The organism is Amycolatopsis sp. NPDC102389 (assembly GCF_044765885.1).
Taxonomy (GTDB): Bacteria; Actinomycetota; Actinomycetes; order Mycobacteriales; family Pseudonocardiaceae; genus Amycolatopsis.
Map to the genome: position 1 here is coordinate 181,345 of NZ_JBIWKX010000003.1, position 25,462 is coordinate 206,806.

The following is a 25,462-nucleotide window of genomic DNA, read 5'->3' on the forward strand; positions in this document are numbered from 1 at the left end:
CAAGGACAACGAAATCGAACGGAGAACACCCCATGACCCTCGACGGCAAGGTGGCTTTGGTGACCGGCGGCAGCCGCGGGATCGGTGCCGCCACGGCGATCCGGCTCGCCGAGGACGGCGCCGACGTCACGCTCACCTATCAGAACAACGCCGAGCTCGCGGCCGGTGTCGTCGACAAGATCAAGGCACTCGGACGCCGTGCGCTGGCGATCCAGGCCGACAGCGCCGACGCCGCGGCCCTGGCTTCCGCGGTCGACACGGCGGTCGCCGAGTTCGGCAGGCTCGACGTCCTGGTGAACAACGCGGGCGTCGGTTTCGTCGGCCCTATCGACCAGACGAGCATCGAGGACATCGACCGCGTGCTCGCGGTCAACGTCCGCGGTGTCTACGTGGCCACGCAGGCCGCGGCCCGGCACCTCGGTGAAGGCGGTCGCGTGATCACCATCGGCAGCTGTGTCTCGGACCGCGTGCCCGGCCCCGGGATGTCGCTGTACGCGGTGAGCAAGACCGCGCTGCTGGGCCTGACCAAGGGCCTCGCCAGGGAACTGGGGCCGCGCGGCATCACCGTGAACATCGTCCACCCCGGCCCGACCGACACCGACATGAACCCGGCCGACGGCCCGTACGCCGCCGACCAGCGGAGCTCGACGGTGTTCGACCGCTACGGCTCGCCGTCGGAGGTCGCCGCCACCGTGTCGTTCCTGGCGCGGCCGGAAAGCAAGTACGTGACCGCGGCGACCGTCTCGGTCGACGGCGGCCACGCGGCCTAGTTACTCGGTGGACAGGCCGATCTCGCGCGCGAGATCGGCCAGCATCGCGTCGAAGAGGACGTCCGGTTTCGAGAACGGGATCGGATAGTTGCCGAAGACCTCGAGCGTGACGTGCCCGTAGAGCCGGGCCCAGAACTGGATCATCAGGTACGTCACGCCGAGGTCGAGCTTTTCGAGCGGGAACGTCGCCCCGGACTCCTTCAGCACGGCGAGCAATTCCTCTTGGAACGACGTGAGATCGTCGCGCAGTTCGACGGGGACCACGTCGTTCGACGGCGTCACCAGATCGTGCATCGCGAGCACCCGGCCCGCCGCCGCGAGGAAGATCCGCCCGAACGGCTCGTCCAGCCTGCTCAACGTGTCGTCCCCCGCCGGCGACGCGAAGACCAGCGTGAACTCCTTGGTGTGCGTGAGCGCCCAGCGCCGGAATCCCTTGCAGATGGCGAAAAGCTGCAGCGCGCCCTCATCCGGCAGCTGCGCGATGTCCTCGGCGAGCTCGGCCGCCAGATCCGCGACGACGTCCGCGCGAAGATGCTCGACCAGATCGTCGCGGGACCCGTAGTAGCGGTACAACGCCGGCGCCGTGATGCCGAGCTCGCGCGCGATCGCCCGCAGGGTCACGGCCTCCGGCCCCTGCTCGACCAGGAGCGCCCGCGCCGTCCGGCGGATGTCCTGATCGGTCGCGGCCCGCTCGCGACCCCTGCGGCCGGTGTTGGTCATCCGCGCATTCTAGGTGGTCAGTGCCGGAATCGTGGCGGCTGGACTCATCCTGAAGCGGGCTGGCTTCCGCGTCGGCAACTCGTAGCGTTCCAGCTTGATGAAACGCGTACTCCTGTTACTCGCGCCCGCCTTGATCTGCGCGGCTTGCGTTCCCCGGCCCGGGCCGGCTGCCGACCCGCCTCCGCCACCCCGGCGCTTCATCCTGAAGGAAACCCCCAGCGCCGAACCGCCCGCCACCTTCCAGGGTGGGTTGGTCCACAACGCGTGCGCGGTCCTCAGCCCCGAGGTGCTGGCCGCCGCGGGAATGGCGTTGAAGGACGGTTTCCTCCAGGGCGGCGACCGCCTGAGCACCACCGACGGAGACCGCGCCGACCTCGCCGGAAAGGGGTCGTGGGTGAGTACGTGCGGCGGCAGCGTGAGCGTTTCAAGTGCGCCTGAGCTGTCCGGAACGAGCGTGAGCCTGCACGTCCTGCACTCGCGATTTTCGCACCGGATGGATTGGCACGACGCCGTACTGGCGGTCGGTGCGCGTCGAGGATCACCAGACGACGTCAGGGTGAGCATCCAGACCGACTACAACATCCTGGAGCTCGGCCTTACCGGCTTCACCAAACTCCCCGATCCCGAAGCCGCCTTGACCGCACTGCTCGACGGCGTCCGCCGGAACGTCGCCCAAGGGCCGCGGTCCATGCCCGTGCACACTTACCCCGCGCCTTACAGCCTCGTCGCCGACCCTTGCGCCGCCTTCCCGGCGGAGGTCTTCACCACGATCACCGAACGGCCGACCGACGGCCTGCAGCGCGATTTGTTCAGCCTCAGCGAGACCCCCGGCTCGAAGTACAACAGCGTCGAGATGCGCTGCGATCGCGCCGGCCAGGTCGCCCTTTCGGAGGGAATCGCACCGAGCGTCACCGTCAGCCAGACGGTGCTGTCCGTGCCGGACTTCGCCGTCGCCGCTGTTCGCGAGCAGTGCGCCTTCAGCCGGGGCGAGGCGCTACCCAGGCCGATCGGCGAGGCGAGCTGCATCGTTCCCGGCGCCGACGGCGGCCAGATCCTTTTCCGGAGCGGCCGTTCGATGGTGCGGATCAGCCTCGTCGCCGCGAAGACCGATCCGGTCACCATTCGGGAGAACCTGGCCAAAGGTGCGGAGGCCGTCTATTCGCGGCTTACGCCCTCCCCTTGAGGTTCTTCAAGACTTCCGCAGCCACGTCCCGGCCGAGTTTGCAGCCGTCTTTTCCTTGCTGGGTGGCTTTGTCTCCGAGGGACAGGGAAACCGAATAAGCGAGCTGATCGGAGACGCCGACCACGACGGCGCAACCGTCGTCATCCTGGATGTTGGTGTAGCCGATCGCCGGATAGCCGTCGATGGGATCGAGCTCGACCCAGCGAGCTGCTTTCGGTTTCACGTTCTTGTAGGGAAGACTGATTCCTTGATCGGATTTCGTCTGGTAACTGATCTGGAATCCCGCGCCGCTGCCGGATGCAGAGCTCCAGTCGCAGGCGGTGCCGAGGGCGTCGGTCTTGGGTTTACCAGGGCTCGGTTCGCCGATGAAGGTCTCGATCTGCTGAGGAGTGAGTGCGCTGTCGCAAGGGCTTCCGTCGAGGACCTTCGCCGGTAGTGGGTTCTGCACAGCGGGTGCTCCGCTGTTCGGGACACCCGCTGCGCTCGACGACGCGGCAGGTGTGCCTGGCGTCGGGGTGCCGGGCGTGGTGCGATTGCCATCGCAGGCTGACAGGAGCAGGGTGCCGGTGGCCACCAAGGCGAAGGCGGCCAGTTGGTGTCGTGAGCTCAATCGATTGTCCCGCTTTTCTTGGTCGCGTCGGCTGCTTGCCGGTCGGCTTCCTCGGTCAGTCCCAGTGCTTTTTCCAGCCGGAGGATCAGCTCCGTATAGTACTTGTCCTGGAATCGCAGATGTCCCTCATAGAACCGCCCTGTTTCGTTGACGCCGTTCGGGCCGTCGACCGCATGCTTGCTTGCTTGTTCATTGCCTGGTGGTACGACCTGTGACAACTTTCTTGCGTCTCGAAATTGCTCGCGGATGAAATTTCGCTGGTCTTGGCACTTCTTGAGCACGGCCCGCATCTCGTCACCGCTCATGCTGAAGCCCTGGCCACCGGCCGGTGCCGCTCCACCGCCCACGACCGTGTCACTGTTCTGGAACCAGACGTCCCCGAAGAACGAAGTCATCGAGATCTCCCCTTACCTCAGTCCGTGCAGGGTCGCGTAGAGGACGTCGACCAGGACATCCCTCCGCCCCGGTTCGAAGCTGACCAGCGGTTCGCCGTCCTCGCCCGGCAGCACGTAGGTGAGGACGCGTCCGGTGTGGGCGATGTCGACCACGGTCAGCGGAGTGCTCCTGGTGCCGTTGTTGACCGCGTAGAGCTGGTGCACGCCGGTTCGTTTCGCCGCCATCAGCTCCCGTGCCGAGGACAAGGGGTCGTACTCGGGCTCGTCGGTCGGGTCCTCGAGCTCGTACGAATCCTCGTAGACCGGCTGGCCCGAGAAGCGGGATTTCGAGATCTTCACCGGGGCGATCCGAGCCGGTTCGACGGGCGGCAGCATGTCGACCAGCGATTCGGCGCCGTAGCCGGGGTCGATGACGTCGATACGGACCTTCTCGTCCTGGCGGATCACCCGGACCGCGTCCCGGCCGGACGCGGACACGAGGATGTTCCCGGTCTCGCCCGCCTCGATGTCGCCCAGCCAGGCGGTGAACCGGAGCGGGCCGTTGGCCAGCACGCGGAGAAGGTCGCGGAACTCCCTGGTCAGAGTGCCGCCAGTGGCCAGCTTCAGCTCGGTGAGGGTGTCGAGCACCGCGTCGTCGAGCTTCTTCTTGGTGTCCTCGGCGAGCCAGAGGTGGTCCGGGCCGAGCACCGCGGGCGGAGTGCCGTGGCGCTCCCATTCCCATGCGGTGAGCAGCACGGTCTTCGGCAGGTACAAGGGTGCTTCGAACACGGTCAGAGGCCGATCACCGGCGGGACCGGCTTTGTCTCAGTGCCGCCGAAGACGCTGTCGGGATCGGCTTCCTGCAGGTACGAGGCACGCTTGTGCTCCTCGTCCTCTCCGCCCTTTCCTTTGCCCGCACCGGCGCCCATCGGGCCCATTCCGGGTGCGCCCGGCCTGCCCGCGCCTCCGGCGGGACCTCCGGGCATCCCGGGGCGGGCGGCTTGGCCGGGCTGACCGGGAGTCATCGCCCCGCTTCCGCGACCGGCTCCAGGCGCGGCGCCGCTCCCCGGACCACCGGACGAGCCCGAGCCCGAGCCGGGGCCGAAACCACCGCCTACACCAGGCCCGAATCCCGGTCCGAAACCACTTCCGCCACCCCCAGGGCCGAAGTTGGTCCCGCCGCCGGTGCCGGGGCCGAAGGACGGCGGCTGGTAACCCGGATAGGACGAAGGCTGCGGAGGCGTGTACCCCGCCGCCCGCGTTCCGTCGTCGTACTGACCTGGGCGGAAGCCCGGATCGGACGGCTGCGGGCGAGGGACCTCGTACGGCCGGTGGTTCGGCGTCTCGGGGCCGCCTCCTGGCGGAGGCCCCGACGACGGAATCGGCGGCTGCACCCCACCCGGCGGCGGCCGGTACCCGTCGCCACCGGAATCCGAGCGCCCGTCGAACCCGCGCACCTTGCCGCCGTCGCCAGGACCGGGCCGGCTGTCGTCGACCTTGAAGTCTCCGCCGTCGAACGCGCCGAGCTGCCCGTAGTCGATGGTCCGGCCGGCGTTGTTCGAGGTGGACTGGTCGTTGTAGGCGTTGTACCGCTCGAGATTCGCCTGCGCCTTTTGGTTGTACTGGTTGACCTTTTCTTCGGTGTCGGTGTCCCACGGCGTCACGTCGTCGTAGGTGCCCGTGGTCGGCGGGTCTGCGGCGACTTCGCGGTCCAGCGAGTTCTTCAGCGACACGAACTGATCGAGCTGCGTCTGCGTCAGCCCGGAATTGCGCTCCAGGCTCGATGACGCCGACGTGGAAGAGTCGGCGAGCGGCTGAAGCTTCGCCCGCGCCGCGTCCGCCGCGCCACCGGTCCAAGCGGACTCCAGCGCCGTCATCACGTCACGGGTCCCGTCGTGCAGCTGGGTCTGGTTCCGCGCTTGCTCACCGCCGACCCTGCGCGCTTCTTCCAACGAGCTCGTTCCAGGACCGTTCACCACGGCTTCGAGCAGCTGCTTGGGCGTGAGTCCGCCTTGATTGACCGCGCCCGAGCCGTCACTCGCGTTCGACCCGACGATGCCGCCGACGATCGCGCCGACCGGCCCGCCCACGACGAAACCGGCCACCGCGCCGACACCGGTCTTGCCGAGCAGGCCTGCGGCCGCCTCCCACACGTCCCCGAACAAACCCATCGAAGCCCTCCCCGGCCCAATCGGTCGAATTCTTGCGCTCACGCACAATACCGTGCCGATCACACCTGGTAGACGGGTTTCAGCCGAGAAGGCGAGCCTGGAGCCTGGTGAGCGGCCGGAGCACCAGGAAGATCGGCATGGACATCCCGGCCGCGACGAAGAAGTGCACGATCCACGCTCCCGCCAGCGTCGGCCCGCCCCACGTGCCCTCGGGGTCGCTCCCGGTCCAGAAGAGCCCGTAGGTCGCGATGCGTCCGACGAGGTAGAACAGCAGCAAAGCGAGCAGGAACGCGACCGCGCTCGGCCCGAAGGCCGCCACGAACCGCGGCCGCGACCCGGTCTCGTGCCCGAGCCAGCGCCGCGCGAGCCCGTGCTGGGCCTTCGCGCCACCCAGGTAACCCGGAAGTGCGAGAAGCGCGTAGACCGCGCGTTTCCAGTCCGAAATCGTCATGCCGGGCACGCTAAGGCTCGCTGACCTGCGGGAACACCGGGCCAGCCGTCGCATCCGGTAGGGAAAACCGGGGGCCGCTGTGGTGATCCACACGACCGGGGTGCGGATCTACGCCAAACGTTCCCCGATGTCAGACGGGTATGCCACACTCGGTCGCCGAACGGCTACGACGTGAACAGGGGAGGTTCGCGTGTCGAACCCTGAGCAGCTCTTCGCTGATTTCGAGGCCAAACTGGCCGACGCCCAGCGGAAGGCGAATCAGATGCGCACCGAGATCGAAAGCGTCTCGGTGTCCGAACGCAGCAAGGACGGCCAGATCTCGGTCAAGGTCAACCACGCGGGAAACCTCGTCGGCCTGGAGATCGGCCCGTCCGTGCGGGACAACCCCGCGCTCGCGCAGGAGATCCTCCGCGTCGTCCAGAGCGCGCAGAGCAAACTCGCGGGCGCGATGCAGACCGGCGTGCCGTCCATCGCGGGCACCGAGACGATGAACGAGCTGGTCAACCAGCTGCACACCGAGTACCCGGAACCCGAACCGACGGGTTATGTCGAGGGCGGTCACCAGGAGGCGGACGAGGACGCCCGCTTCGTCGCCGAAGACGAACTCGACGCGCCTCCGCCTCCTCCCGCTCCGAAGCCGCCCGCTCCTCCGGCCGCACCCGCGCCGCCGCGCGCCGCGCGTAGGCAGCAGACGGACCATGAGGACGACTACTTCACCGGTGGCGACTTCCTGCGCTGAGCGGGTTCTTGAGGGAGGGAAACATGGGACAGCCGCAAGGCAAGCAGGGCTTCAACGTCGATCCGGTCCGGATCGACGAGCACGCCAAGCAGGTCGAAAAGACGTTGGAACTGCTTCAGACCGCATTGAGCGCTGACCAGACGAACCGGATCAAGTCCGAGGACTTCGGTCTGATCGGTGATCTCGTTCAGCTGGACGCGTGGTGCAACACCGCTGCAGACAAGGCGGTTGAAGCTCTCAAAGCCGCTGTCGACGCCGGGAATCACCACGTGGACACAGTCCGAGCCTGGGCTCAGGCGCGCCGGGTCGACGATGAATCCGCCAAGGATCTGGTCAACCGCGCGGGGCAGGTGAAGCATGGCTGAGCCGGGCTCGAACCAGATCATCCAGGACGCCACGAAGGAAACGGACTCGGAGAAGTATGTCGTCGACAGTGCACTGGAAGGCGCGGGCGCGATCCAGGACACCATCGGCGGCGTCGAAAAGCTCGTCCACGGTGACTGGACGGAAGGCCTGCTCAGTCTGGGTAGTGCGGGCGTCGACATCGGCATGATCGCCGCTGGCGGAAATCCGTTCGAATCTCTTCTGAGTTGGGGGTTCGGGTGGGTTATCGAGCACGTCGACTTCCTGAAGGAACCGCTCGACTACGTCACCGGTGACCAGGACGCGCTGGACCTCGAAGCGCAGAAGTGGACCACTATCAGCAAAGAAGTCCAGAAGATGGCAGAGGAGCTCACGAACGAGGTCCGTAAGAACTGCATGGACTGGACTGGTCAGGTGGCGGATCGGTACCGCGACTATGTCCAAGAGCAACTGGACACCTATCGTGCGCTTTCCGACGCTGCGAGCAACGCCGGTGCCGTCGTCGAGATTTGCAAGACGATCCTGGATGTCGTCCGCACGCTCATCAGGGATCTCATCACAGACACCCTCGCCAAGATCATCTTCATTCTGCTCAGGTATCCCCCGCCTGGATATCCCGGAGCCCTCGCTGGTGAAGGCGTGCCGTTTGCCGTGAAGCAGGCGAGGAAGGCAATGGGGCAGGTTCAGCGCCTGATGAAGGCATTCTCGAATGCCAAGAGCATCCTCAAACTCCTGGGTGAGGCTCTGGAGTCCATCGCAAAGGGGTTCGGCAAGTACGCGAAGGGCGTTGGTCAGGGGCTCAGCCACATGGCCAAGGAAGTTGTCCCGGGTCTCGGTGGTGCGGCGATCAAGGAAGCCGTGAAAGGCGTACTCGACGTCGGCGTCGGCAGCGACAACAACCAGAGCGATCTGGACAAGCGGCGTGACAAGACGAATACCACCATCGAGCCAAAGGACAGCGGAGTAGTCGGCAGCGGTGGCGGAAGGACGCCTGCTTCGTCGGTTCGTAAGGACGGCGTCGAGCCGGTCTTCGACCAGCCTGGTGAGCAGCGGATCTCCGGATCCTTGTAATGAAGAGCGTAAGCCGGACGAAAGCGACCGGCGCGGGCGTGTTGGCCACGGCGGTGGCAGTCGCGTTGGTGATCGGCCCCTATCTCTTCTTCGTCTGCCTGACGATGTTCCGATTGGCGGGAACGCCGGAGACCAACGCCGGGCAGACGGCGGTCGGCAACGCTTCTGCAATGATCAAGACCTGCGATCGTCGAGGTCCCGTTTCCTCCGAGGGCTTCGGCTACTTCTGGGAGTGTGACGCTGAGGTCACAGTGAACGGCCACTCGCTCGGCGTCGTCAAGTTCGATCCCGACGAACTGACGCCGGCCGATGGGACGAATGTGATCGGCGTTCAACGAAGCGGTGACCACTGGCAACGCGATGTCGCACATCCTTATCGTCTGCTGCACGTGGCGGGCCTCGTGATCCTGGTGGTCGACGTCTTCGCTGTGCTAGCGGCTTTGATCCCGCTGCTCATCTCTGTCCTGTGGATGTTCGCCCGATTCCGGCGTCGAAAAGATCCAGAGGCCGTTGACGCGCGGGAGGACGGGCAACAGGTCACTATTCGGCTCAAAGCTCCGCCGAAGCCGAAGCGACGCTCGCCAACCGGAGTCACCATGCTTGGCTTCGGCGGCCTTTTCTCGCTGGTCATCGGCGTGTGGATGTTTTACCTCCACGGACGGCTGAGCGGGGACCTTTGGGGAACCGTCGCTGCTCTGTCGATAGCGCTGCTCGGAATTGTGCTTTCGGCCGCTGCGGCTTGGTGGGCTTTCGCGCCGGAGAAACCTGGAGACGTACAGACGATCGAAATCACTGAAGCGGGGATCAGGCAGCGAGACGACTCGTCGGAAACATTGGTGCTGCCGTGGGAGGACCTTCGTTCTGTGGTCTTCGACGAACGCGGCCAGCCCGGTCGGATCAGCGCCCACTTGACGTTGGTCGACGAGACGTCAAGGGAGAAGCTTCTCAAGGAGTACAGACGGCCCTCGAAGCACGGCGTCCTCCTGACTCCCGAAATCACGATGGAAGAGGCGGAGTCCGCGTCGGAAGCCATCGAAGGTTTCCGACCTGGTCTGGTGCACTGGCGGTCACGCGAACTTGCGCGTAGTGGTTTCGGTCCCGGCAAGGATTCCGTACCCCGTTTGGTGAAATGGAAGGATGGAGCGTCAGCCCTGCGCGGGTTGGATGTCGACACCGCTCGAGCGGAAGATCCGATCAAGGTCCGGTCAGGCCGGATGCCAGGAGTGAGAATTCTCGGTTTCGCCGGCCTTTACGCTTTGATCGTTGTGCTGTTCTTCCTGCGCCGATTCGCCGATGCCGTGCCCTTGTGGCTGTCGCCTGTGGTCGTGCTCGCGACCGTGGCCTGGGCGATTGTTCTCTACAGGACTCGATTCCGAGGAACGCCCGGCGCTTTCGAAGTGGACGAGGATTCTCTGACCTGGTTCGAGCGGGACAAGCCAGCGAGGTATGTCGTACCGCGTGAGATCCCACCGGTCGATGTGCTTCTCACTGAGCTCCAGCAAATCCGTTTCGAGCACGTTTCGTCGGAACGCGGCCGCAAGTACGTCAGGATTTCGGTACGCCACGACGATGTTCGGTCGGTTCTCGCGGAGAAGATCACGACAGCCGCCGCCTCGCGTCTGGTTGAGACGCTGAAGGCACGATCGGCCTTCACTGGCAGTGTCGTGCTCGATGAGCGAGCGAGGACTTCGACCTGATCCGGGCGGGTCGAAGCCGGGGCGCCGCCGGCGCCGATCACTCGGGGGGCTACGTGATCGACGCCGGCGACCCGATGCCCCTTTCCCGACGGGAGCCGGGATCGGGGCAACGTCACCGCTTGGACGCGGCAACGCATCTCAAGAGCGGGCGTGATCGCCGAAGTGACGCCCGGGGGAAGGTTATCCCCCGAAAGAGTGACGGCGTTCCGCTGCTCGCCTGATTGTCGCACTACGCGCCGAGAAAGTTACAAAGTTCTTCACATCTTTGCCTGGAGAAGGGTCATGACCGGACAACTGCTGGTCATGGCATGGTCTCTTCCATGACTTCTCAGGTGCTGATCATCGGGTCCGCCAATGCCGATCTCGTCGTCCCGGTCGACCGGCGGCCAGGTGGTGGCGAAACCGTACTCGGTGGCGACACGGTCTTGTCGCCGGGTGGCAAGGGTGCCAACACCGCGGTCGCCGCGGCCCGGCTCGGGGCGGACGTCGCGTTGCTCGGGGCCGTCGGCGACGACCCGTACGGCGAGTTGCTCAAGCGGTCGCTCGCCGAGTCCGGGGTGGACACCGGCCCGCTGCGCACGAGTGAGCGCCCGACGGGCATCGCGTACATCACGGTCACGCCGGACGGCGAGAACTCGATCCTGGTCTCGCCCGGCGCCAATTCCGCCCTGCGGCCCGAGGACGTCGACCTCGAAGGTGCCGAGATCGTGGTGCTGTCGCTGGAGATCCCGCTTGAAACCGTCGAGCACGCCGTCGCGGAAGCCGTGGAACACGGCGTGAAGACAGTGCTGAACCTGTCGCCTGCCGCCGAGCTTTCCGCGAAGACGCTTCAGGGGCTCGACGTGCTGTTGGTCAACGAGCACGAGGCCGCGTTCCTGCTCGGTGGCGAGGCGGACTTCCCCAAGCTGCTCGACCTCGGTCCGAAGGCCGCTGTCGTGACGCTCGGCGCGAAGGGGGCTGCGGTGGTGACGGCGGACGGGGTGGCGGAGGTGTCGTCGCCGAAGGTCGAGGCCGTCGACACGACGGGCGCCGGTGACGCTTTCGCGGGGGCGCTCGCCACTTCGCTTGTGAAGGGCGAGAAGCTGGCCGATGCGGCGCGTAGGGCGGTGAAGGTGGCGGCGATCACCGTGACCCGGCAGGGCGCGCAGCCTTCGTATCCGACCGCGTCCGAACTGGATTGATCCCTTCTTCTGTGTTCTGCTGAGTCAGATCACGCCGCCTATGAGATATGGTCTAGACCATGCCGTCTGAGTCACTGTCCGGGGTCGCCGTCAGTCCCGGCCGCGCGAGCGGTCCTGTCGTCCGGGTCGCCGAGCCGCTCGGCGAACCCGCGAGCACGCCGGCACCGGCCGATCCCGCCGCCGAGGCCGCCCGGATCGCCCCGGCCGCGCAGATCGTGGCGGGCAGGCTCGAGAAGCTCTCCGAGACGGCGGCCGGTGAGGCCGCGACGATCCTCATCACCACCGCGGCGATGGCCGCCGACCCGGCGCTCGTCTCCTCGGCGGAGCAGCTCGTCAAGGAGCAGAACCTGCCCGCGCCGCGCGCGGTGCACCAGGCGGCGGGCAAGTTCGCCGACGCGCTCGCGGCCGCCGGCGGCTACATGGCCGAGCGGGCTCGCGACGTCCTCGACGTGCGTGACAGGCTCATCGCCGAACTGCTCGGCATCGCGCCTCCCGGCGTTCCCGACCTGGCGTCGCCGAGTGTGCTCGTCGCCCGCGACCTCGCGCCCGCCGACACCGCCGGCCTCGACCCGGAGAAGGTGCTCGCGCTCGTCACCGAAGAGGGCGGCCCCACCAGCCACACCGCGATCCTCGCCCGCGCGCTCGGCATTCCCGCCGTCGTCGCGGTCCGCGGGATCCTCGCGCTCGACGCGCAAGCGCTTGCGGTGGACGGTGACACCGGTGTCGTCGAGGTCGCGGACCCGAACGCCGAGGTCGTCACGGCCGCCAAGACCGGCGCGATCGAGTGGGACGGCACCGGCGCGACCTCCGACGGCCACCGGGTGAAGGTGCTCGGCAACGTCGGTTCCGCCACCGACGCCCAGGCCGCCGCCGAGGCGGGGGCGGAAGGCGTCGGCCTCTTCCGCACCGAGTTCTGCTACCTCGACGCCTCTTCCGAGCCGAGTGTCGAAGAGCAGCGCAAGGCCTACACCGCCGTGCTCACGCCGTTCCGCGGCAAGCCGGTCATCGTCCGCACCCTCGACGCGGGCGCCGACAAACCTCTCGCGTTCCTGGAGCCCGAAGACGAGCCCAACCCGGCGCTCGGCGTACGCGGGCTTCGCGTCGCCTTCGACCGGCCCGAGATCCTTGACCGTCAGCTCGAGGCCATCGCGGGCGCCGCGCAGGACTCGGGCGCCGAGGTTTCGGTGATGGCCCCGATGGTCGCCACCGCCGCCGAGGCCGCCTGGTTCGCCGAGCGCGTCCGTGCCGCCGGAATCGCCCGCGCGGGCGTGATGATCGAGATCCCCGCCGCCGCGCTGACCGCCCGCGAGATCCTCGACGCGGTCGACTTCGTCTCCGTCGGCACCAACGATCTCGCGCAGTACACCTTCGCCGCGGATCGCCAGCTCGGCGCCGTCGCCAAGCTCAACGATCCGTGGCAGCCCGGTCTGCTGCGCCTGCTCAAGGTCATCGGCCAGGCCGCGAAGGACACCGGCAAGCCCGCGGGTGTCTGCGGTGAGGCCGCCGCCGACCCGAGGCTCGCGCTCGTCCTGGCCGGGCTCGGCCTGACCAGCCTTTCGATGAACGCGCCCGCCGTGCGCGCGGTCGGCGCGAGCCTGGCTGCCACGACGCTGGCCGAATGCGAGGCGCTGGCCGAGGCCGCTTTGGCCACGTCGGACCCGGTGTCCGCGAGGCAGGCCGCCTCAAAGCGGTAGCAAAGGTCCCCCGCTCCCCGAAAAGGATCCGGGGGCATGTCGAAATCCGGTCCACCGCTTCGACGCCTAGGTGAAGACACCGAAGCGACGAAAGGACCGGACCATGACGACCACCATGACTCCGACGCGGGCGGGACGCCGGGAATGGGTCGGGCTGGCCGTGCTGGCCCTGCCCACCTTCCTGGTCTCCCTCGACGTGTTCGTGCTGATCCTCGCGCTGCCGAAGCTCAGCCAGAGCCTCGGCGCCGACAGCACCCAGCAACTGTGGATCATGGACGTCTACGGCTTCATGATCGCCGGGTTCATGGTCACCATGGGCACCCTCGGCGACCGCATCGGCCGCCGGAAACTGCTGCTCGTCGGCGCCACGGCGTTCGGGCTCGCCTCGGTGCTGGCCGCGTTCTCGACCAGCGCGCTGATGCTCATCGCCGCCCGCGCGGTCCTCGGGATCGCCGGTGCGACGCTGGCGCCGTCGACGCTCGCCCTGATCAGCAACCTGTTCCTCGACAGCCGCCAGCGTTCGCTCGCGATCGGCATCTGGGCCGGCTGCTTCACCGTCGGCGCGATCGTCGGGCCGATGGTCGGCGGTGTGCTGCTGGAGCACTTCTGGTGGGGTTCGGTGTTCCTGCTCGGCGTCCCCGCGATGGTCCTGCTGCTCGTCGTCGGCCCGAAGCTCCTGCCCGAGTACCGCAACGAGAACGCCGGCCGTCTCGACCTCGCGAGTGTCGCGCTTTCGCTGGTCACGATCCTGCCCGCGGTCTACGGCATCAAGGAGCTCGCCCGCGAGGGTGTGCACGTGGTCCCGGTGGCCTCGCTGCTGATCGGTCTCGGCTTCGGCGTGGTGTTCGTGCGGCGCCAGCGCATCCTTCAAGACCCGCTGATCGACCTGGAGCTGTTCCGCGGCCGGGCGTTCACGACGGCGTTGGGCGGGATGTGCGCGTTCTCGATGCTCGGCGGCACGACCATGCTCTTCGTCGCGCAGTTCTTCCAGATCGTGCTGTCGCTTTCGCCGGTCGGCGCCGCGCTGGCGCTGCTGCCGGGCATGCTCGCGTCGACCGTCAGCTTCCTGGCCGCCCCGGTCCTCGCCCGCCGCGTTCGTCCCGCGACCCTGATCGCCACCGGCCTGGTGGGCGCGATCGCCGGATTCCTGCTGCTGACGCAGGTCGAGGCGGGTGCCGGACCGGTGATCCCCTCGATCGCCTTCGCCATCACCTGCCTGTGCGGCGGGCCGCTGATCACCCTGGGCACGGATCTGGTGGTCGGTTCCGTGCCGCCGGAGAAGGCCGGTTCGGCGGCCTCGCTTTCGCAGACCGGCAACGAATTCGGCTACGCGCTGGGCATCGCGACCGTCGGGACGCTGGGCAACGCCGTCACCCGGTCACGGCTCGCCGACGCGGTCCCCGCGCACGACGCGTTCGCCAGCGGGATGCACGCGGTGTCCGGGCTGGCCGCGCTGGTGCTGGCGGCGGTCGCGTACTTCGTGGTCCGGCACCTGCGCCACATCTAGCCGAAGAAGCCTCGCCGCGGGTACTTGATGATCAACGACCCCCCGTGCACGCGCCCGGTGATGACGAACCGGGGTGTGCCGGGGCGGCCGTTCGAGCGGGTCCGGTCGTCGAGGTTGCCGAACTTGATGTCGGTGATCGAGTTGGTGTCGACGGCGCCGTCCTCGGGGATGGTGATCTCCACCGGCCCCCATTTGGCCTGCAGTTCGATGTGCACCACCGGATGCGGGATATCGGCCTGGGAGAAGTCCAGTTTCGTGGCGCCGTACTTGTTCCGGATCACCATCGACTCGGGGACCAGCCAGTTCCCGTTGCGCTGCAACGCCGAGTACTTGCCGTTGAGCTCCATGACCTGCCCGGACGGCTGCGCGTAGGCGTGCTGCCGCGGCGGCGCCCACGGGTTCTGCTGCTGCCGAGGCACCATCCCGGCCTCGGGATGCACCAGGCCGGGCAGATCCGTGAGCACCGCGTTCAGCTCACCGCGGGTCTTCGAGGCGAGGGCGCGGTCGGTCCGTTCGGTGAACTCGTCGAGGTTCAGCATTCCGAGGCCGATCGCCTTCTGCAGGACCTCGACGACGTGCTCGCGCTCCGCGTCGGAGACCCGGATGTCCCGTCCGGTCAACGGCTTGGTTTCGGTCGCCGGCTGCTCTTCCTCGCCCATGCCAGGAATGGTAGAACCGATTCTCACGCGCGAGATCGGGGAAATACCCTGAACAGACCCGCATTTCTGCCCTGTGCCGCCCTGCTGGCGGCTGTCCTGTCGCTGGCCGGATGTTCCGAAGTGACCTCGCAACCGGCGCCGGCTCCCGAGCCGACCCGGCCGCCACCGTCGAAACTCGAAGGCGAACCGGTGGACTACAGCGGTTTCCGCCTGGTCATGGCGACTTCGCCGCCGTCGGTACTCGATCCCGCCACTGGCGTCACCACCCCGCTTCCGGGTGCTCCGGCCGGCGACCGCGTCAACGACGTCATCCGGGTCGGCAAGTTCCCGGTCGTGCTGTCGGCGGGTCGCTGCGGGCCGTCCTGCCTGGAGCCGTCCGAAGTGCTCGTCTACGGCGATCCCAAGAACCAGCCGTGGAAACTCGGCAAGGCGCGCAGTGCCGCCCCGGCCGCCGACGAGAGCGGCGTCTGGCTGATCCGCGACGACGGCAACGACCTGTGCCGCCTCCAATACGTCTCCTTGCTCGGCGTCGAGCGCGGGCGCGGCCGTCCGGCGAGCTGCACGATGGCGGTGCGTCAGGAAGTGCCGCAGGGCCTGCTGATCACCGTCAACACCGGGACGGCCACCGCCGAGGACGTGCTGATCGACCCCGCCACCGGCCGCGCCGTGCGCCAGTTCCCCCGGGTGCTGGCGATCACCAAGGACCGGATGCTGCTGGCCGAGCTGACCGAGTTCTCCGTGCTCGACCTGCGGAACAACCAGCGCACGCCGGTCAAGCGGCCGGTGGCCAACGGCACGCCGGGCCCGGTGGTGCCGAGCCGCGACGGCTACAAGATGGCCGTACTGTTCGGCGACCCGGCGTGGGCCGGGACGGCCACGCAGACCGCCGACGTCTGGGTGCTCGCCCTCGACACGCTGACCTGGACACACGCGCCCTCGACGCCGGTCGCGACCGAGCTCAAGCGGGTCGCGGTCGAATGGACCGAGGACGACAGCCTGGTGCTCGCCACCGACGTCGTCGCGAGCTGGCGGCTCGACCGGCCACAGTGGACGGTCGTCAAGACCCCGTTGCCCGCCGAGCGGAACCGGTCGGTGGTGACGATCGCCCAGGGCTGACTATTCGGCGTCCAGCCCGTGCTCGATGGCGTAGCGGGCCAGTTCGACGCGGTTGTGGAGCTGGAGTTTGCGCAGCGTGGACTGGACGTGGTTCTCCACCGTCCGATGCGAGAGCACGAGTTTCTCGGCGATTTGCCGCGCCGTCATCCCCTTTGCGACCAGGCGCAGGACGTCGGTCTCGCGTTCGGTCAGCCGCGGCGGTGCGGGTCCGTCGTCCGGGGCGTCGGCCATACGGCGGTACTCGCCGAGGACGAGCCCGGCCAGTCCGGCGGTGAACACCGGGTCGCCCGCCGCGGTCCGCTTGACCGCGTCCACCAGTTCGCTCGCGGAAGCCGATTTCACCAGGTACCCCGACGCGCCGGCCTTGACCGCCTCGAGGACGTCGCTGTGCTCGCCGCTCGCGGACAGCACGAGCACCTTCGTCGACGGCAGTTCCGTGGTGATCTCACGGGTGGCGTCGACGCCCGACGTCTCGCCGAGGTTGAGGTCCATCAGCACGACGTCCGGCCGGACCGTGCGCGCGATCCGCACCGCGGCGGGCGCGTCCGGCGCGGTGGCCTTCACGTCGAACCCGTGCTCGGCCAGGTCGCGTGCGACGCCGTCCCGCCACATCGGATGGTCGTCGACCACCATCACCGAGACCTGAGGCGCTTCGGTCATCGCTTTCCCCTCGCCGCCACTGGAACCTTGACCTCCCATTCCGTGCCCTGGCCGGGCGCGGTGTCCAGGGCGACGCATCCGCCCAGATCCCGCACCCGCCCCTTGATGGACTCCGCGATACCCAGACGTCCCTCGGCCGCCGCGCGTTCCAGGACGCCGTCCGCGATCCCGGGGCCGTCGTCGCGGACGCTGACCACGACCTCGGTGCCGAGATCCTCCAGCAGCACCCACGCGTGCGCGTCCTCGCCCGCGTGCTTCTCGACGTTCGACAACGCCTCGCGTGCCACGGCCACCAGCTCCGCGGTCACGTGTTCGGGCAATCGGACCTCGCCCGCGGGCGTCGAGACCTGCACGGTCGGCGTCGCGAGCAGCTGCAGCGCGGACCGGAGGTCGGTGGTCCCGTTCTCGCTCGGACGCGTCGGCTCGGTGGTGACCAGCGCCCGTAGCGCGATCTCCTGCTCGCCTGCCAGTTTCGCCAGCTCGGCGGCCTCCCCGCCGAATTCGGCGCCGCGTTTGCGCACCCGCGCGAGCACCTGGAGGACGCTGTCGTGGATCGAGCGGGCGAGCCGCTCCCGTTCGGCCGTCGCGGCCTCCATGCGCAACGCCCTGGTCAGCACGTCCGCCGACCGGCGGGCCATGGTCGCGGCGAGCCCGATCACGAATCCGCTCGCGGTCAGCAGGAAGCCGTCCCTCGCGACGTCGACGTCGAACCGCCAGCGCACCAGCCCGGTGACCACCGAGACCACCAGCCCGGCGAGCACCCCGCCGAGCGCGCCGAACCGCGTCCCGGCGGCCGCGGGCGGGACCGCCGCCCACACCGTCGTGATGAGCGGGGTGTTGGCGTCGAACTGCGCGGTGGACAGGATCCACGCCGAGGTGACCATGAGGACGACGGTCAGCGCGAGATCGACGCCGACCAGCCACGGCCAGCGGCTCGACGGCCGCGCGTAGAACATGCTGCTCAGCACCGTCCACGCCGTCATCACGCCGAACGACGTCCACGCCAGCCACTGATTCGCGTAGCCGTCGTAATGGACGATGAACGAGCCGAGCGCGAAGAGCAGCGTCGTCACGCGAAGCACGATCACCCCGCGCCACAACGGAGTGGCCGGGTCCCGCGTGCCGAGCGCCGAAACGGCGCGCCAGAGCGGGGGCTCGGTCATGACTTGGCTTCGGACTCTTCCCCGGGATCGTTCGGCTGCGCCGCCTGATCCCGCAGGACGTCGATTTCGGCCGGATCGGGATCGTGTTCGTGCAGCAGCGACCGGATACCGGCGTTGAGCACCGCGAGCAGCGGCACCGACAGCAGCGCGCCGGCGATCCCGGCGGCGACGAGACCGGCGGTGATCGCGAGCACCACGGCGAGCGGGTGCAGCTTCACCGCGCGGCCGAGCAGGATCGGCTGCAGCACGTGGCTCTCCAGCTGCATGACGCCGATGACGATGGCCAGCACGATCAGCGCGCCGACGACGCCCTTCGTCACCAGTGCGATCAGCACCGCGACCGCGCCCGCGATCACCGCGCCGATGATCGGGATGAAGGCGCCGAGGAACACCAGCGTCGCCAGCGGGATCACCAGCGGCACGCCGACGATCGCCAGGCCGACGCCGATCCCGACCGCGTCGACGACGGCCACCGCAGCCGTGGCGCGCACGTAGCTGACCAGCGACGCGAAGCCACGCCGCCCCGCGACGTCGACCCTGTTCCGCACCCGGCCCGGCACCCCGCGGACGAGGAACGTCCAGATCTGGTCGCCGCCGGAGAGGAAGAAGATGAGGATGAACAGCGTCAGGATGAAGCCGGTGACGATCTCGCCGACCGTGCCCGCGGTGGTGAGCGCGGTGGTGGTGATCGACGCCTGGTTGTTCTGCAGGAAGCTGATCGCCTGGTTGATGAACTCCTGGATCTGCTCCTGGCGCAGGTGCAGCGGCCCGTCGATGAGCCAGACCTTGATCTGGTTGAGGCTCTCCGTCAGCTGCTTCTGCAGTTCCGGCAGGCCGGAGGAGAACTGCGCGACGACGAACGTCAGGAGCCCGCCGAGTACCGCGAGGCCGGCGATCAGCACTATCCCGGCCGCCAGCCCGCGCGGGAACCTCAGCGCCGTCAGCTTGGAGACCGCCGGCGCGAGCAGCGCGGCGAGCAGCAGCGCGATCGACAGCGGGATCACGACCACCGACAGGTAGCCGATCAGGAACACGATGACGTAGAGCGCGGCGATCACCACGATGAAGCGCCACGACAACGCCGCACCGATCCGCAGGCCGCGGGGCACGAGGTTGGTGACGTCTTCGGAGGACTCGGAGAGGAACGGGTTCGCCGGGTCGAATTCCGGCTGTTTGCGCTGGGGCTCGCTCACGCGCCCACCGTATCGGTCCGGGGCGACGTTTCCTGAACATTCCGGGCAACGCGCACGGGTCGAATTCGCCCGATGCGACGCTTGACACATCGCCTGTCGATGGACTCCGGAGTAACCGGGCCCCGCCAGCCGTGATCACTGATCGTGATTTCAGGCTACACCGTGTGTTCTTCACACGATCGTGCCATCAAGGCCTTTCAAACTCGCGCGAGCCTTCCGCACTTTGCTTACCTCGGTCCCGCAACGACGAACCGAAGCGACAGGAGACCGAGTGACGAACGCGGCGAAGAACGAGGGGCGGGGCGCGGCGCGCTTCGGCCGTCTCGCTTCGCGTGCGCTGTTCGTGCTCGGCGGTGCCATCGCCGGTTCCGCCGCGGCGTGGGCCGTTTCCGGCGCCTCCGCTTCCGCGGACATCGCCCCGGTGGTCTCCGCTCCCGAAACCAGCGTCACCCCGGTCACCGACGCCGCCACGGCGGGTCTGACCGACGTTTCCGGTGGCGCCTCGAAGTTCTCCGGCGCTGTCGCCGGAGCGGTGTGCGGCGAGCAGCCCCAGGAAGCCACCACGTGGTCGATGCCGGGCCAGACCGGGCCCGCTCCCGCGAAGCACCACTGCGGCGACCTCCGCGCGGACCAGCACGAGGTCTCCACCCGCGTCAGCGACGCGGTCACCGACTTCGCGGACGACTCGGTGGTCACCCCGGTCAAGCGGACCCTCGGCGCCGTCGAGCACATCGTGCGCAAGCCGCAGGACACCCGGCAGGTGCTGGACGAGACGTTCGCCCCGTCGCCCGACTTCGGCCGTAAGGTCTGGGACCTCCTCGACCCGAACGGACACGGCGACCTCGTCCCGGAACTCCCGGTCGGCGAATCCCCGGTGAAGCCCGAGTCCCCGCTCGACACCATCGGCGCCGGTGAGCAGGTCACCGATTTCGCTCAGCTGGCGACGACGCAGTTCCCCGCTTCCTCCGAGACCGTCCTCCCGATGCCGGCCTTCGCACAGTCGCACGATGCCTTCGATCAGGTCGAGGACGTTCCTTCGCGTGACGGTCACCGCGGTGACCTCCCGCGCCCGATCACGCCGGCGCCGCTTCCCGCCGCGCCTTCCTTCCCGACTGTCCCCGGCGGCTCCGCCCCCGGTGGTCACCTCGACGGCCTGACCCACGGCGTTCCCGCCTGGGTCGCCGCCGCCGTCGAGCGTTCCCTGACCGGCTACGCGCTGGCAGGCACGCGGTACATGCCGCTCACCCCGGGCTCGCAGCCCGGCGTCACTCCCGACTGAACACCTCCCTCCGCGGGGTAGCCGACGCGCCTCACGCCTCCCGATCCCGGGCTTGGCTTCGCGTCCGCTCCTGATCCCCGCGAAACGGCGGTGCGCTTTGTCGCGCCCGCAAATCGCTCCACCCCCTCTGGTGCCGATTCGAAGGCACCTCTCTGAACCCGAAAGGGAACCCGAAATGAAGGAGAAAAACCCCATGCAATCCTGGGCAAAGCGCGGACTCCAGACCGCGTTGGTCACGGGTGGGTTGTTGATGCTGGGCACCGGCATCGCCTCGGCTGACGAACAGGTCAACCCCGACACCCCGGCCTCCCCGCTCGACGCGAACGTCACCGTTCCGGTCGAGATCGACAACAACGCCGTCGGCACGCCCCTCGGCCAGGCCGACCTCCCCGGCTACAAGGGTGAGATCAGCACCAAGGCCGTCACCAAGCCCGTCTCGGACGCGCTGGACTCGGCTTCCTCGCCGGGCGGCAGCACCGACGGCGTCGGCGGCGGGCTCCCGTCCCTGCCGACCACGGGCGCCGTCCCCGCGCCGCTGGCCGCCAAGGACTCGGCCCGTCAGGTCAGCGGTGGGATGACCGAGGGTGGCTTCACCACCACGGACGACATCCTCAAGGGCAACAAGGTCGTCGGTGACGTCGTCGTCCCGATCCAGATCGTCGACAACGCCATCGGCGTGATCGGCGACGCCGAGGTCGAGGGTGGCTCGCACGACCAGACCTGGTCGCACAACCAGGACGTCGAGACCACCGGTGAGGACTCCAGCCTCGCCGGGAACGTCGTGTCCCTCGACTGGGCGCTGCCCGTGCAGATCGCCGGCAACGGCGGCGGGCTCGCCGGCGGCACCGGCCGCGTGGTCGGCGGTTCCGCCAGCCAGAGCACCACCGAGACCGGCAACATCACCACCGACGGCGAGGGCTCCGCCCTGTCCGGCAACGTGGTGGCCGGCCAGTTCGCCACCCCGGTCCAGGTCACCGGCAACGCCGCGTCCTGGATCATCGGCAACGCCAACAGCTCCGGCTACGAGGCCGAGACCGACGCCACCTCCGGCGGCTGGGTCGAGACCGACGGTGACGACTCCGCCCTCGGCGGCAACGTCGGCGCGGTGCCGATCGCCCTCCCGGTGAAGGTGAACGACAACGCCGCCGCCGCGTGGGGTTCGCTCGCGAACTCCAACAGCAGCTCGTCGGCGGACGCCACCGCCGGTGACACCACCCCCGGCTGGAGCAACGTCCCCAGCTACGTGCAGACCTCCGGCGAGGACTCGGCCGTCGCGGGTAACGCGATCGTGCCGCAGACCGCGGACGTCGCGAACGTCGGCGGCGTGGCCGCCAGCTGGATCGGCCTCGCCAACACCGGCAAGGACGGCGGCACCAGCCACTCGAGCGTCGTCGACGCCGGTGGCTTCGTCAGCAGCGAGGGCGAAGGCTCCGCGGGCGGCGGCAACATCGTCGACCCGGCCGTGGCCGCGCCCGTCGAGGTGACCTGCATCGCGGGCACCTACATCGGCAACGTGTCCTCGACCTCGTGCGAGAACACCGTCGACGCGAACGCCGGCAACGGCAGCCACACCACCGGTGACGACTCCACCCTCGCGGGCAACATCGTCAACACCCAGGCCGCGCTGGCCCCCGAGGTCTACGGCGTCGGTGGCTCGCACATCGGCCAGGCCGTCGCCGAGGCGACCGAGACCAAGACCGTGACCGCCGGCGGCTACGACGGCAGCACGGGCGACGACTCCTCGGGCTCGGGCAACATCGTCCAGGTCCCGGCCGCGGTTCCGGCCGAGGTCTTCGGCGTGGGCGGCTCGTTCATCGGCCAGGGCACCGGCACCGCCGACGAGACCAAGGTCGTCTCGGGTGGCGGCGGCGGCAACACCGCCGACGACAACGGCTTCCTCAGCTCCAACCTGGGCACCGTGCCGGTTTCGCTGCCGGTGCAGGCGTTCGGGATCGGTGGCGCGTTCATCGGCCAGGGCCACGGTGGCGCCGACGGCGACACCACCTCCAACGCGGGCGGCGACGTCCACGCGACCGGTGACGGTGGCGCGGGCGCGGGCAACCTGGTCTACGGCCCGGTCTCCCTGCCGGTCCAGGCGCACAACTTCGCCGCGGTGCTCGGCGGGATCGCGTCCGGCAAGGGCACGAACCTCACCGACTCGAACGCGGGCGGCGACGCCACCGCCAACGGTGAAGAGGGCGCGCTGGCGGGCAACATCGTCCAGACGCCGGTCGGCGGCGTGGTCCCGGTGACCGGGCACGGCATCGCCGGTGCGGGCATCGCCGAGGGCTCCAGCGTCAGCGACGTCGTGTCGGAGGCCGGTGGCGACGCCACCACCAACGGCGACAACGGCGCGGTCGCGGGCAACATCATCGGCGCGCAGGCGCTGCCGACGGTTCCGGTCACGCACGACGCGATCGCGGCCGCGGGCATCGCCAACTCCGAGGGTTCCGACACCGTCGACGCCCTTTCGGGCGGGGACGTCGAGACCTCCGGCCTCGACGGATCGCTCTCGGGCAACATCCTCGACATCCCGGCCGCGGCCGACCCCGAGGTGTTCGGTGACGCCATCGCCGCCGCCGGCGGTGTGTCCACCACGGACGCGGAGAGCATGATCACCGGCCAGGCCGGTGGCGACAGCATCACCGACGGCAGTGGAGAGGCCCTCTCGGGCTTCAACTTCCACCACCCGCTGGTCTTCGTGATCCCGCTGAACGAGCTCGAGATCCCGGTGCTGGCCATCGCGGACGAGAACTCGACCGACTCCACCGAGATCAACGACGAGCAGTACACCCGCGCCTTCACCGACTCGGTCGGTTCGGAGATGCCGATCGACGCGCTGCCCGCGCTGCCGTTCGGTGCCCCCGCGGTGCCGTCGCTGAACGGTGCCGGCACCCTGCCGACCACCCCGGCGATCGGTGGCGCTCGCGCCGACGTTCCCCAGGTGGGCACCCTCCCGGTGCAGGTGGCCGGTCTGACCGCGCTGAAGCAGCTGACCGCCGTCCCGACGGCTCTGCCGAAGTCGGAACTGCCCGAGCTGCCCGGCACCCCGGCCCTGCCCGGTGTCCCGGCCCTGCCGAACACCCCAGGTCTGCCCGGTGACGCCGCTCGTGCGGACGCCCCCAAGCTCGCCCAGCTGCCGGCCCTCCCGGCGCTGAACGGGCTTCCCACCGCGGGCACCCTGCCGACCGCCGGCAACCTGCCGGTGCAGCTGCCGACCGCGGGCTCGCTGCCCACCGCGGGCAACCTGCCGGTGCAGCTCCCCACCGCCGGCTCCCTGCCGGCCGCGGGCGAACTGCCGGTGCAGCTCCCCACCGCGGGCACCCTGCCCGCCGTGAACAGCACCCCGGCGCTGCCGACCGCGCAGGTCCCGGCTCTGGCGAACGTCGACTCGTCGCCGATGAGCATGTTCCAGCGTTTCCTCGGCACCCTGACCGGCAAGAAGTTCCACACCATGTGAACCTGCCAGTCGGCTGACGCCACTGAATGAACCGAAGCGGGCCCGGAGTGACTTACTCCGGGCCCGCTTTGTGTTCCGTCCAGGGAGGGCTGAAGGACGCTTTCACCGCATGTGACGTGGTGAAAGAGCCCTTCGCCTCATCGCATGCGGTGAAAGTCCCCTTCAGCTCCCCGGGGTGAAAAGCGCGTCCTGGGCGGCACCCATCGCGGTCAGCACCGCGCCTTCCAGCACCGCGCCCCCGCCGACGGTCCCCGCCCGCACCTCGGTCCGGAGCGGTGAGATCTCCGCGAGCCGTCGGCTCACCCGGGCGGCCAACGCTTCGCCGCCGGCGCGCCCGATCTCCCCGCCCAGTACGAGACAGCCCGGGTCCAGCACCGCGGTGACCGTGGCGGCGCCGATCGCGATCCGCTCCGCGACGACCTCCAGGAAGTCCTCGACGTCCGCGTCGATCGCGTATCCGATAGCCGCTTCGGCCGCTTCGGCGTTGTCCGCCGACGAAGCCGGGATGCCGTGCTCGCGGGCCAGCTCGCAGATCGCGGCGCTGCCCGCCAGGGTGTGGAAGCCGCCGTCGCAGTCGGTCGCGGTCGGGAGCCGTCCGGGTCCCAGCACCGGCAGGAACCCGATCTCGCCCGCGCCGCCCGACGCGCCCCGCCGCAGCGAGCCGTCGAGGACGACGGCCGCGCCCACCCCGAAACCCAGCCACAGCAGCACGAAGGTGTCCCGATCGCGCGCGGCGCCGAGCCGCTGTTCGGCGGCGGCCGCGAGGTTGACCTCGTTCTCCAGCAGTACCGGGACACCCAGCCGCCGCCGGAGTTCGCCGACGAGTTTCCCGTGCCACGCGGGCAGTCCCCCGGCGTTCCGCAGGCCGCCGGTCGCCGGGTCGACGAGACCGGGTGCGCCGACGGCGATCGTGTGCAGCGTGGTCGCGCCCGCTTCGGCGGTGGTCGCCTCCAGCAGGGCGATCGCCCGCGCGACGGCCACGTCGGTGTCGACGTCCGGATCGATCGGCAGCGACGCCTCCGCGCGGGTCCGGCCCAGCAGGTCCGCGACCGAAACGGCCATGCCGTGGGTGCGGATGTCGAGCCCGGCGAGGTACGCGCGGTCGGCGACGATGCCGTACAGCTTCGCGTTCGGGCCGCGGCGTTCCGCGCCGGCCTCGCCGACGATCTCGATCAACCCGGCGTCCTGCAGGCGTTCGACGAGGTCCGCCACCGTCGGCCGGGAAAGCCCGGTCAACGTCTTGAGCTGGGCGGCGGTCAGCGAGCCTTCGCGATGGAGCAGGTCGAGGGCGAGGCGGTCGTTGATGGCACGTGCCGTGCTCGGGGAGGCGGACGGGGTCCGGATGACACTCACCGGCAGATCCTCCCAGAATTAATTATCAGGTTCCCTTCCTGATAGTTT

Annotated in this window: 23 protein-coding genes; 12 read left to right on the forward strand and 11 right to left on the reverse strand. The window is 68.9% G+C overall.

The genetic code is table 11. The annotated features are described in order from the left end of the window. Positions 1 to 32 precede the first annotated feature (32 nt). On the forward strand, positions 33 to 770 hold the full coding sequence (locus ACIRGA_RS04590; RefSeq protein ID WP_400936493.1) for a 3-oxoacyl-ACP reductase family protein: 738 nt from the start codon (positions 33 to 35) through the stop codon (positions 768 to 770). Here ACIRGA_RS04590 and ACIRGA_RS04595 read toward each other — a convergent pair whose 3' ends face one another. After that, positions 771 to 1,490: a TetR/AcrR family transcriptional regulator gene (locus ACIRGA_RS04595; protein WP_400936495.1), complete on the reverse strand. Its 720-nt coding sequence runs from the start codon at positions 1,488 to 1,490 to the stop codon at positions 771 to 773. Between the two features lie 94 nt (positions 1,491 to 1,584). Between ACIRGA_RS04595 and ACIRGA_RS04600 the strand changes: the two genes are divergently transcribed. Further along, complete coding sequence (locus ACIRGA_RS04600; protein WP_400936497.1) at positions 1,585 to 2,673, forward strand: hypothetical protein; 1,089 nt, start codon at positions 1,585 to 1,587, stop codon at positions 2,671 to 2,673. Here the strand turns inward: ACIRGA_RS04600 and ACIRGA_RS04605 are convergent. From ACIRGA_RS04605 to ACIRGA_RS04625, 5 genes are all read right to left on the reverse strand, one after another. Next, positions 2,657 to 3,247: a DUF3558 domain-containing protein gene (locus ACIRGA_RS04605; RefSeq protein WP_400936499.1), complete on the reverse strand. Its 591-nt coding sequence runs from the start codon at positions 3,245 to 3,247 to the stop codon at positions 2,657 to 2,659. The genes ACIRGA_RS04600 and ACIRGA_RS04605 overlap by 17 nt on opposite strands. A gap of 32 nt (positions 3,248 to 3,279) precedes the next feature. Next, the gene (locus ACIRGA_RS04610; protein ID WP_400936501.1) at positions 3,280 to 3,678 is read right to left on the reverse strand and encodes a hypothetical protein; all 399 of its coding nucleotides are present in this window, start codon (positions 3,676 to 3,678) and stop codon (positions 3,280 to 3,282) included. 12 nt (positions 3,679 to 3,690) lie between these two features. Further along, positions 3,691 to 4,446 carry an ESX secretion-associated protein EspG gene (locus ACIRGA_RS04615; protein WP_400936503.1) on the reverse strand — a complete coding sequence of 252 codons (756 nt, stop codon included), beginning with the start codon at positions 4,444 to 4,446 and terminating at the stop codon, positions 3,691 to 3,693. A 2-nt stretch (positions 4,447 to 4,448) separates the two neighbouring features. After that, on the reverse strand, positions 4,449 to 5,828 hold the full coding sequence (locus ACIRGA_RS04620) for a hypothetical protein (protein WP_400936505.1): 1,380 nt from the start codon (positions 5,826 to 5,828) through the stop codon (positions 4,449 to 4,451). 79 nt (positions 5,829 to 5,907) lie between these two features. Beyond that, on the reverse strand, positions 5,908 to 6,279 hold the full coding sequence (locus ACIRGA_RS04625) for a hypothetical protein (RefSeq protein ID WP_400936507.1): 372 nt from the start codon (positions 6,277 to 6,279) through the stop codon (positions 5,908 to 5,910). Between the two features lie 190 nt (positions 6,280 to 6,469). Between ACIRGA_RS04625 and ACIRGA_RS04630 the strand changes: the two genes are divergently transcribed. The 7 genes from ACIRGA_RS04630 (at position 6,470) to ACIRGA_RS04660 (ending at position 14,531) form a co-directional block, all read left to right on the forward strand. Then, positions 6,470 to 7,018 carry a YbaB/EbfC family nucleoid-associated protein gene (locus ACIRGA_RS04630; RefSeq protein ID WP_400936509.1) on the forward strand — a complete coding sequence of 183 codons (549 nt, stop codon included), beginning with the start codon at positions 6,470 to 6,472 and terminating at the stop codon, positions 7,016 to 7,018. Between the two features lie 23 nt (positions 7,019 to 7,041). Beyond that, positions 7,042 to 7,383, forward strand: coding sequence for a hypothetical protein (locus ACIRGA_RS04635; protein WP_400936510.1), 342 nt, complete (start codon positions 7,042 to 7,044; stop codon positions 7,381 to 7,383). Continuing rightward, positions 7,376 to 8,452 (forward strand): WXG100 family type VII secretion target, encoded by a 1,077-nt coding sequence (locus ACIRGA_RS04640; protein ID WP_400936512.1) that lies wholly within the window; start codon positions 7,376 to 7,378, stop codon positions 8,450 to 8,452. Before ACIRGA_RS04635 ends, ACIRGA_RS04640 begins: the two co-directional genes overlap by 8 nt. After that, positions 8,452 to 10,149, forward strand: coding sequence for a DUF6346 domain-containing protein (locus ACIRGA_RS04645; RefSeq protein ID WP_400936514.1), 1,698 nt, complete (start codon positions 8,452 to 8,454; stop codon positions 10,147 to 10,149). The genes ACIRGA_RS04640 and ACIRGA_RS04645 overlap by 1 nt, the downstream gene beginning before the upstream one ends. 320 nt (positions 10,150 to 10,469) lie before the next feature. Then, positions 10,470 to 11,330, forward strand: a complete 861-nt coding sequence (locus tag ACIRGA_RS04650) for a ribokinase (RefSeq protein ID WP_400936515.1) — start codon at positions 10,470 to 10,472, stop codon at positions 11,328 to 11,330. A 59-nt stretch (positions 11,331 to 11,389) separates the two neighbouring features. Next, positions 11,390 to 13,024 carry a phosphoenolpyruvate--protein phosphotransferase gene (gene ptsP / locus ACIRGA_RS04655; protein ID WP_400936516.1) on the forward strand — a complete coding sequence of 545 codons (1,635 nt, stop codon included), beginning with the start codon at positions 11,390 to 11,392 and terminating at the stop codon, positions 13,022 to 13,024. Positions 13,025 to 13,127: 103 nt separating this feature from the next. Then, a complete protein-coding gene (locus ACIRGA_RS04660) occupies positions 13,128 to 14,531 on the forward strand; it encodes an MFS transporter (RefSeq protein WP_400936517.1) in 1,404 nt (467 codons plus the stop codon). On the opposite strand, the gene ACIRGA_RS04665 is transcribed toward ACIRGA_RS04660, so the two are convergent. Continuing rightward, on the reverse strand, positions 14,528 to 15,190 hold the full coding sequence (locus ACIRGA_RS04665) for a DUF1707 domain-containing protein (RefSeq protein ID WP_400936519.1): 663 nt from the start codon (positions 15,188 to 15,190) through the stop codon (positions 14,528 to 14,530). The two genes, ACIRGA_RS04660 and ACIRGA_RS04665, sit on opposite strands and share 4 nt — an antisense overlap. 120 nt (positions 15,191 to 15,310) lie before the next feature. Between ACIRGA_RS04665 and ACIRGA_RS04670 the strand changes: the two genes are divergently transcribed. Beyond that, positions 15,311 to 16,306 carry a hypothetical protein gene (locus ACIRGA_RS04670; protein WP_400936521.1) on the forward strand — a complete coding sequence of 332 codons (996 nt, stop codon included), beginning with the start codon at positions 15,311 to 15,313 and terminating at the stop codon, positions 16,304 to 16,306. Here ACIRGA_RS04670 and ACIRGA_RS04675 read toward each other — a convergent pair whose 3' ends face one another. Genes ACIRGA_RS04675 through ACIRGA_RS04685 form a run of 3 tightly spaced genes read right to left on the reverse strand, consistent with a single transcriptional unit; the run spans position 16,307 to position 19,322 of the window. Continuing rightward, positions 16,307 to 16,966 (reverse strand): response regulator, encoded by a 660-nt coding sequence (locus ACIRGA_RS04675; RefSeq protein ID WP_400936523.1) that lies wholly within the window; start codon positions 16,964 to 16,966, stop codon positions 16,307 to 16,309. Continuing rightward, the gene (macS, locus tag ACIRGA_RS04680) at positions 16,963 to 18,129 is read right to left on the reverse strand and encodes a MacS family sensor histidine kinase (RefSeq protein ID WP_400936525.1); all 1,167 of its coding nucleotides are present in this window, start codon (positions 18,127 to 18,129) and stop codon (positions 16,963 to 16,965) included. Before macS ends, ACIRGA_RS04675 begins: the two co-directional genes overlap by 4 nt. Beyond that, positions 18,126 to 19,322 carry an AI-2E family transporter gene (locus tag ACIRGA_RS04685; RefSeq protein WP_400936527.1) on the reverse strand — a complete coding sequence of 399 codons (1,197 nt, stop codon included), beginning with the start codon at positions 19,320 to 19,322 and terminating at the stop codon, positions 18,126 to 18,128. Before ACIRGA_RS04685 ends, macS begins: the two co-directional genes overlap by 4 nt. 271 nt (positions 19,323 to 19,593) lie before the next feature. Here ACIRGA_RS04685 and ACIRGA_RS04690 point away from each other — a divergent pair, with 271 nt between their 5' ends. Together ACIRGA_RS04690 and ACIRGA_RS04695 are read left to right on the forward strand one after the other, a co-directional pair. Further along, the gene (locus ACIRGA_RS04690) at positions 19,594 to 20,601 is read left to right on the forward strand and encodes a hypothetical protein (protein WP_400936528.1); all 1,008 of its coding nucleotides are present in this window, start codon (positions 19,594 to 19,596) and stop codon (positions 20,599 to 20,601) included. A gap of 193 nt (positions 20,602 to 20,794) precedes the next feature. After that, complete coding sequence (locus ACIRGA_RS04695; RefSeq protein WP_400936530.1) at positions 20,795 to 24,061, forward strand: beta strand repeat-containing protein; 3,267 nt, start codon at positions 20,795 to 20,797, stop codon at positions 24,059 to 24,061. A 162-nt stretch (positions 24,062 to 24,223) separates the two neighbouring features. Here the strand turns inward: ACIRGA_RS04695 and ACIRGA_RS04700 are convergent, their stop codons facing one another. Further along, the gene (locus ACIRGA_RS04700) at positions 24,224 to 25,414 is read right to left on the reverse strand and encodes an ROK family transcriptional regulator (protein WP_400936532.1); all 1,191 of its coding nucleotides are present in this window, start codon (positions 25,412 to 25,414) and stop codon (positions 24,224 to 24,226) included. Positions 25,415 to 25,462 lie beyond the last annotated feature (48 nt).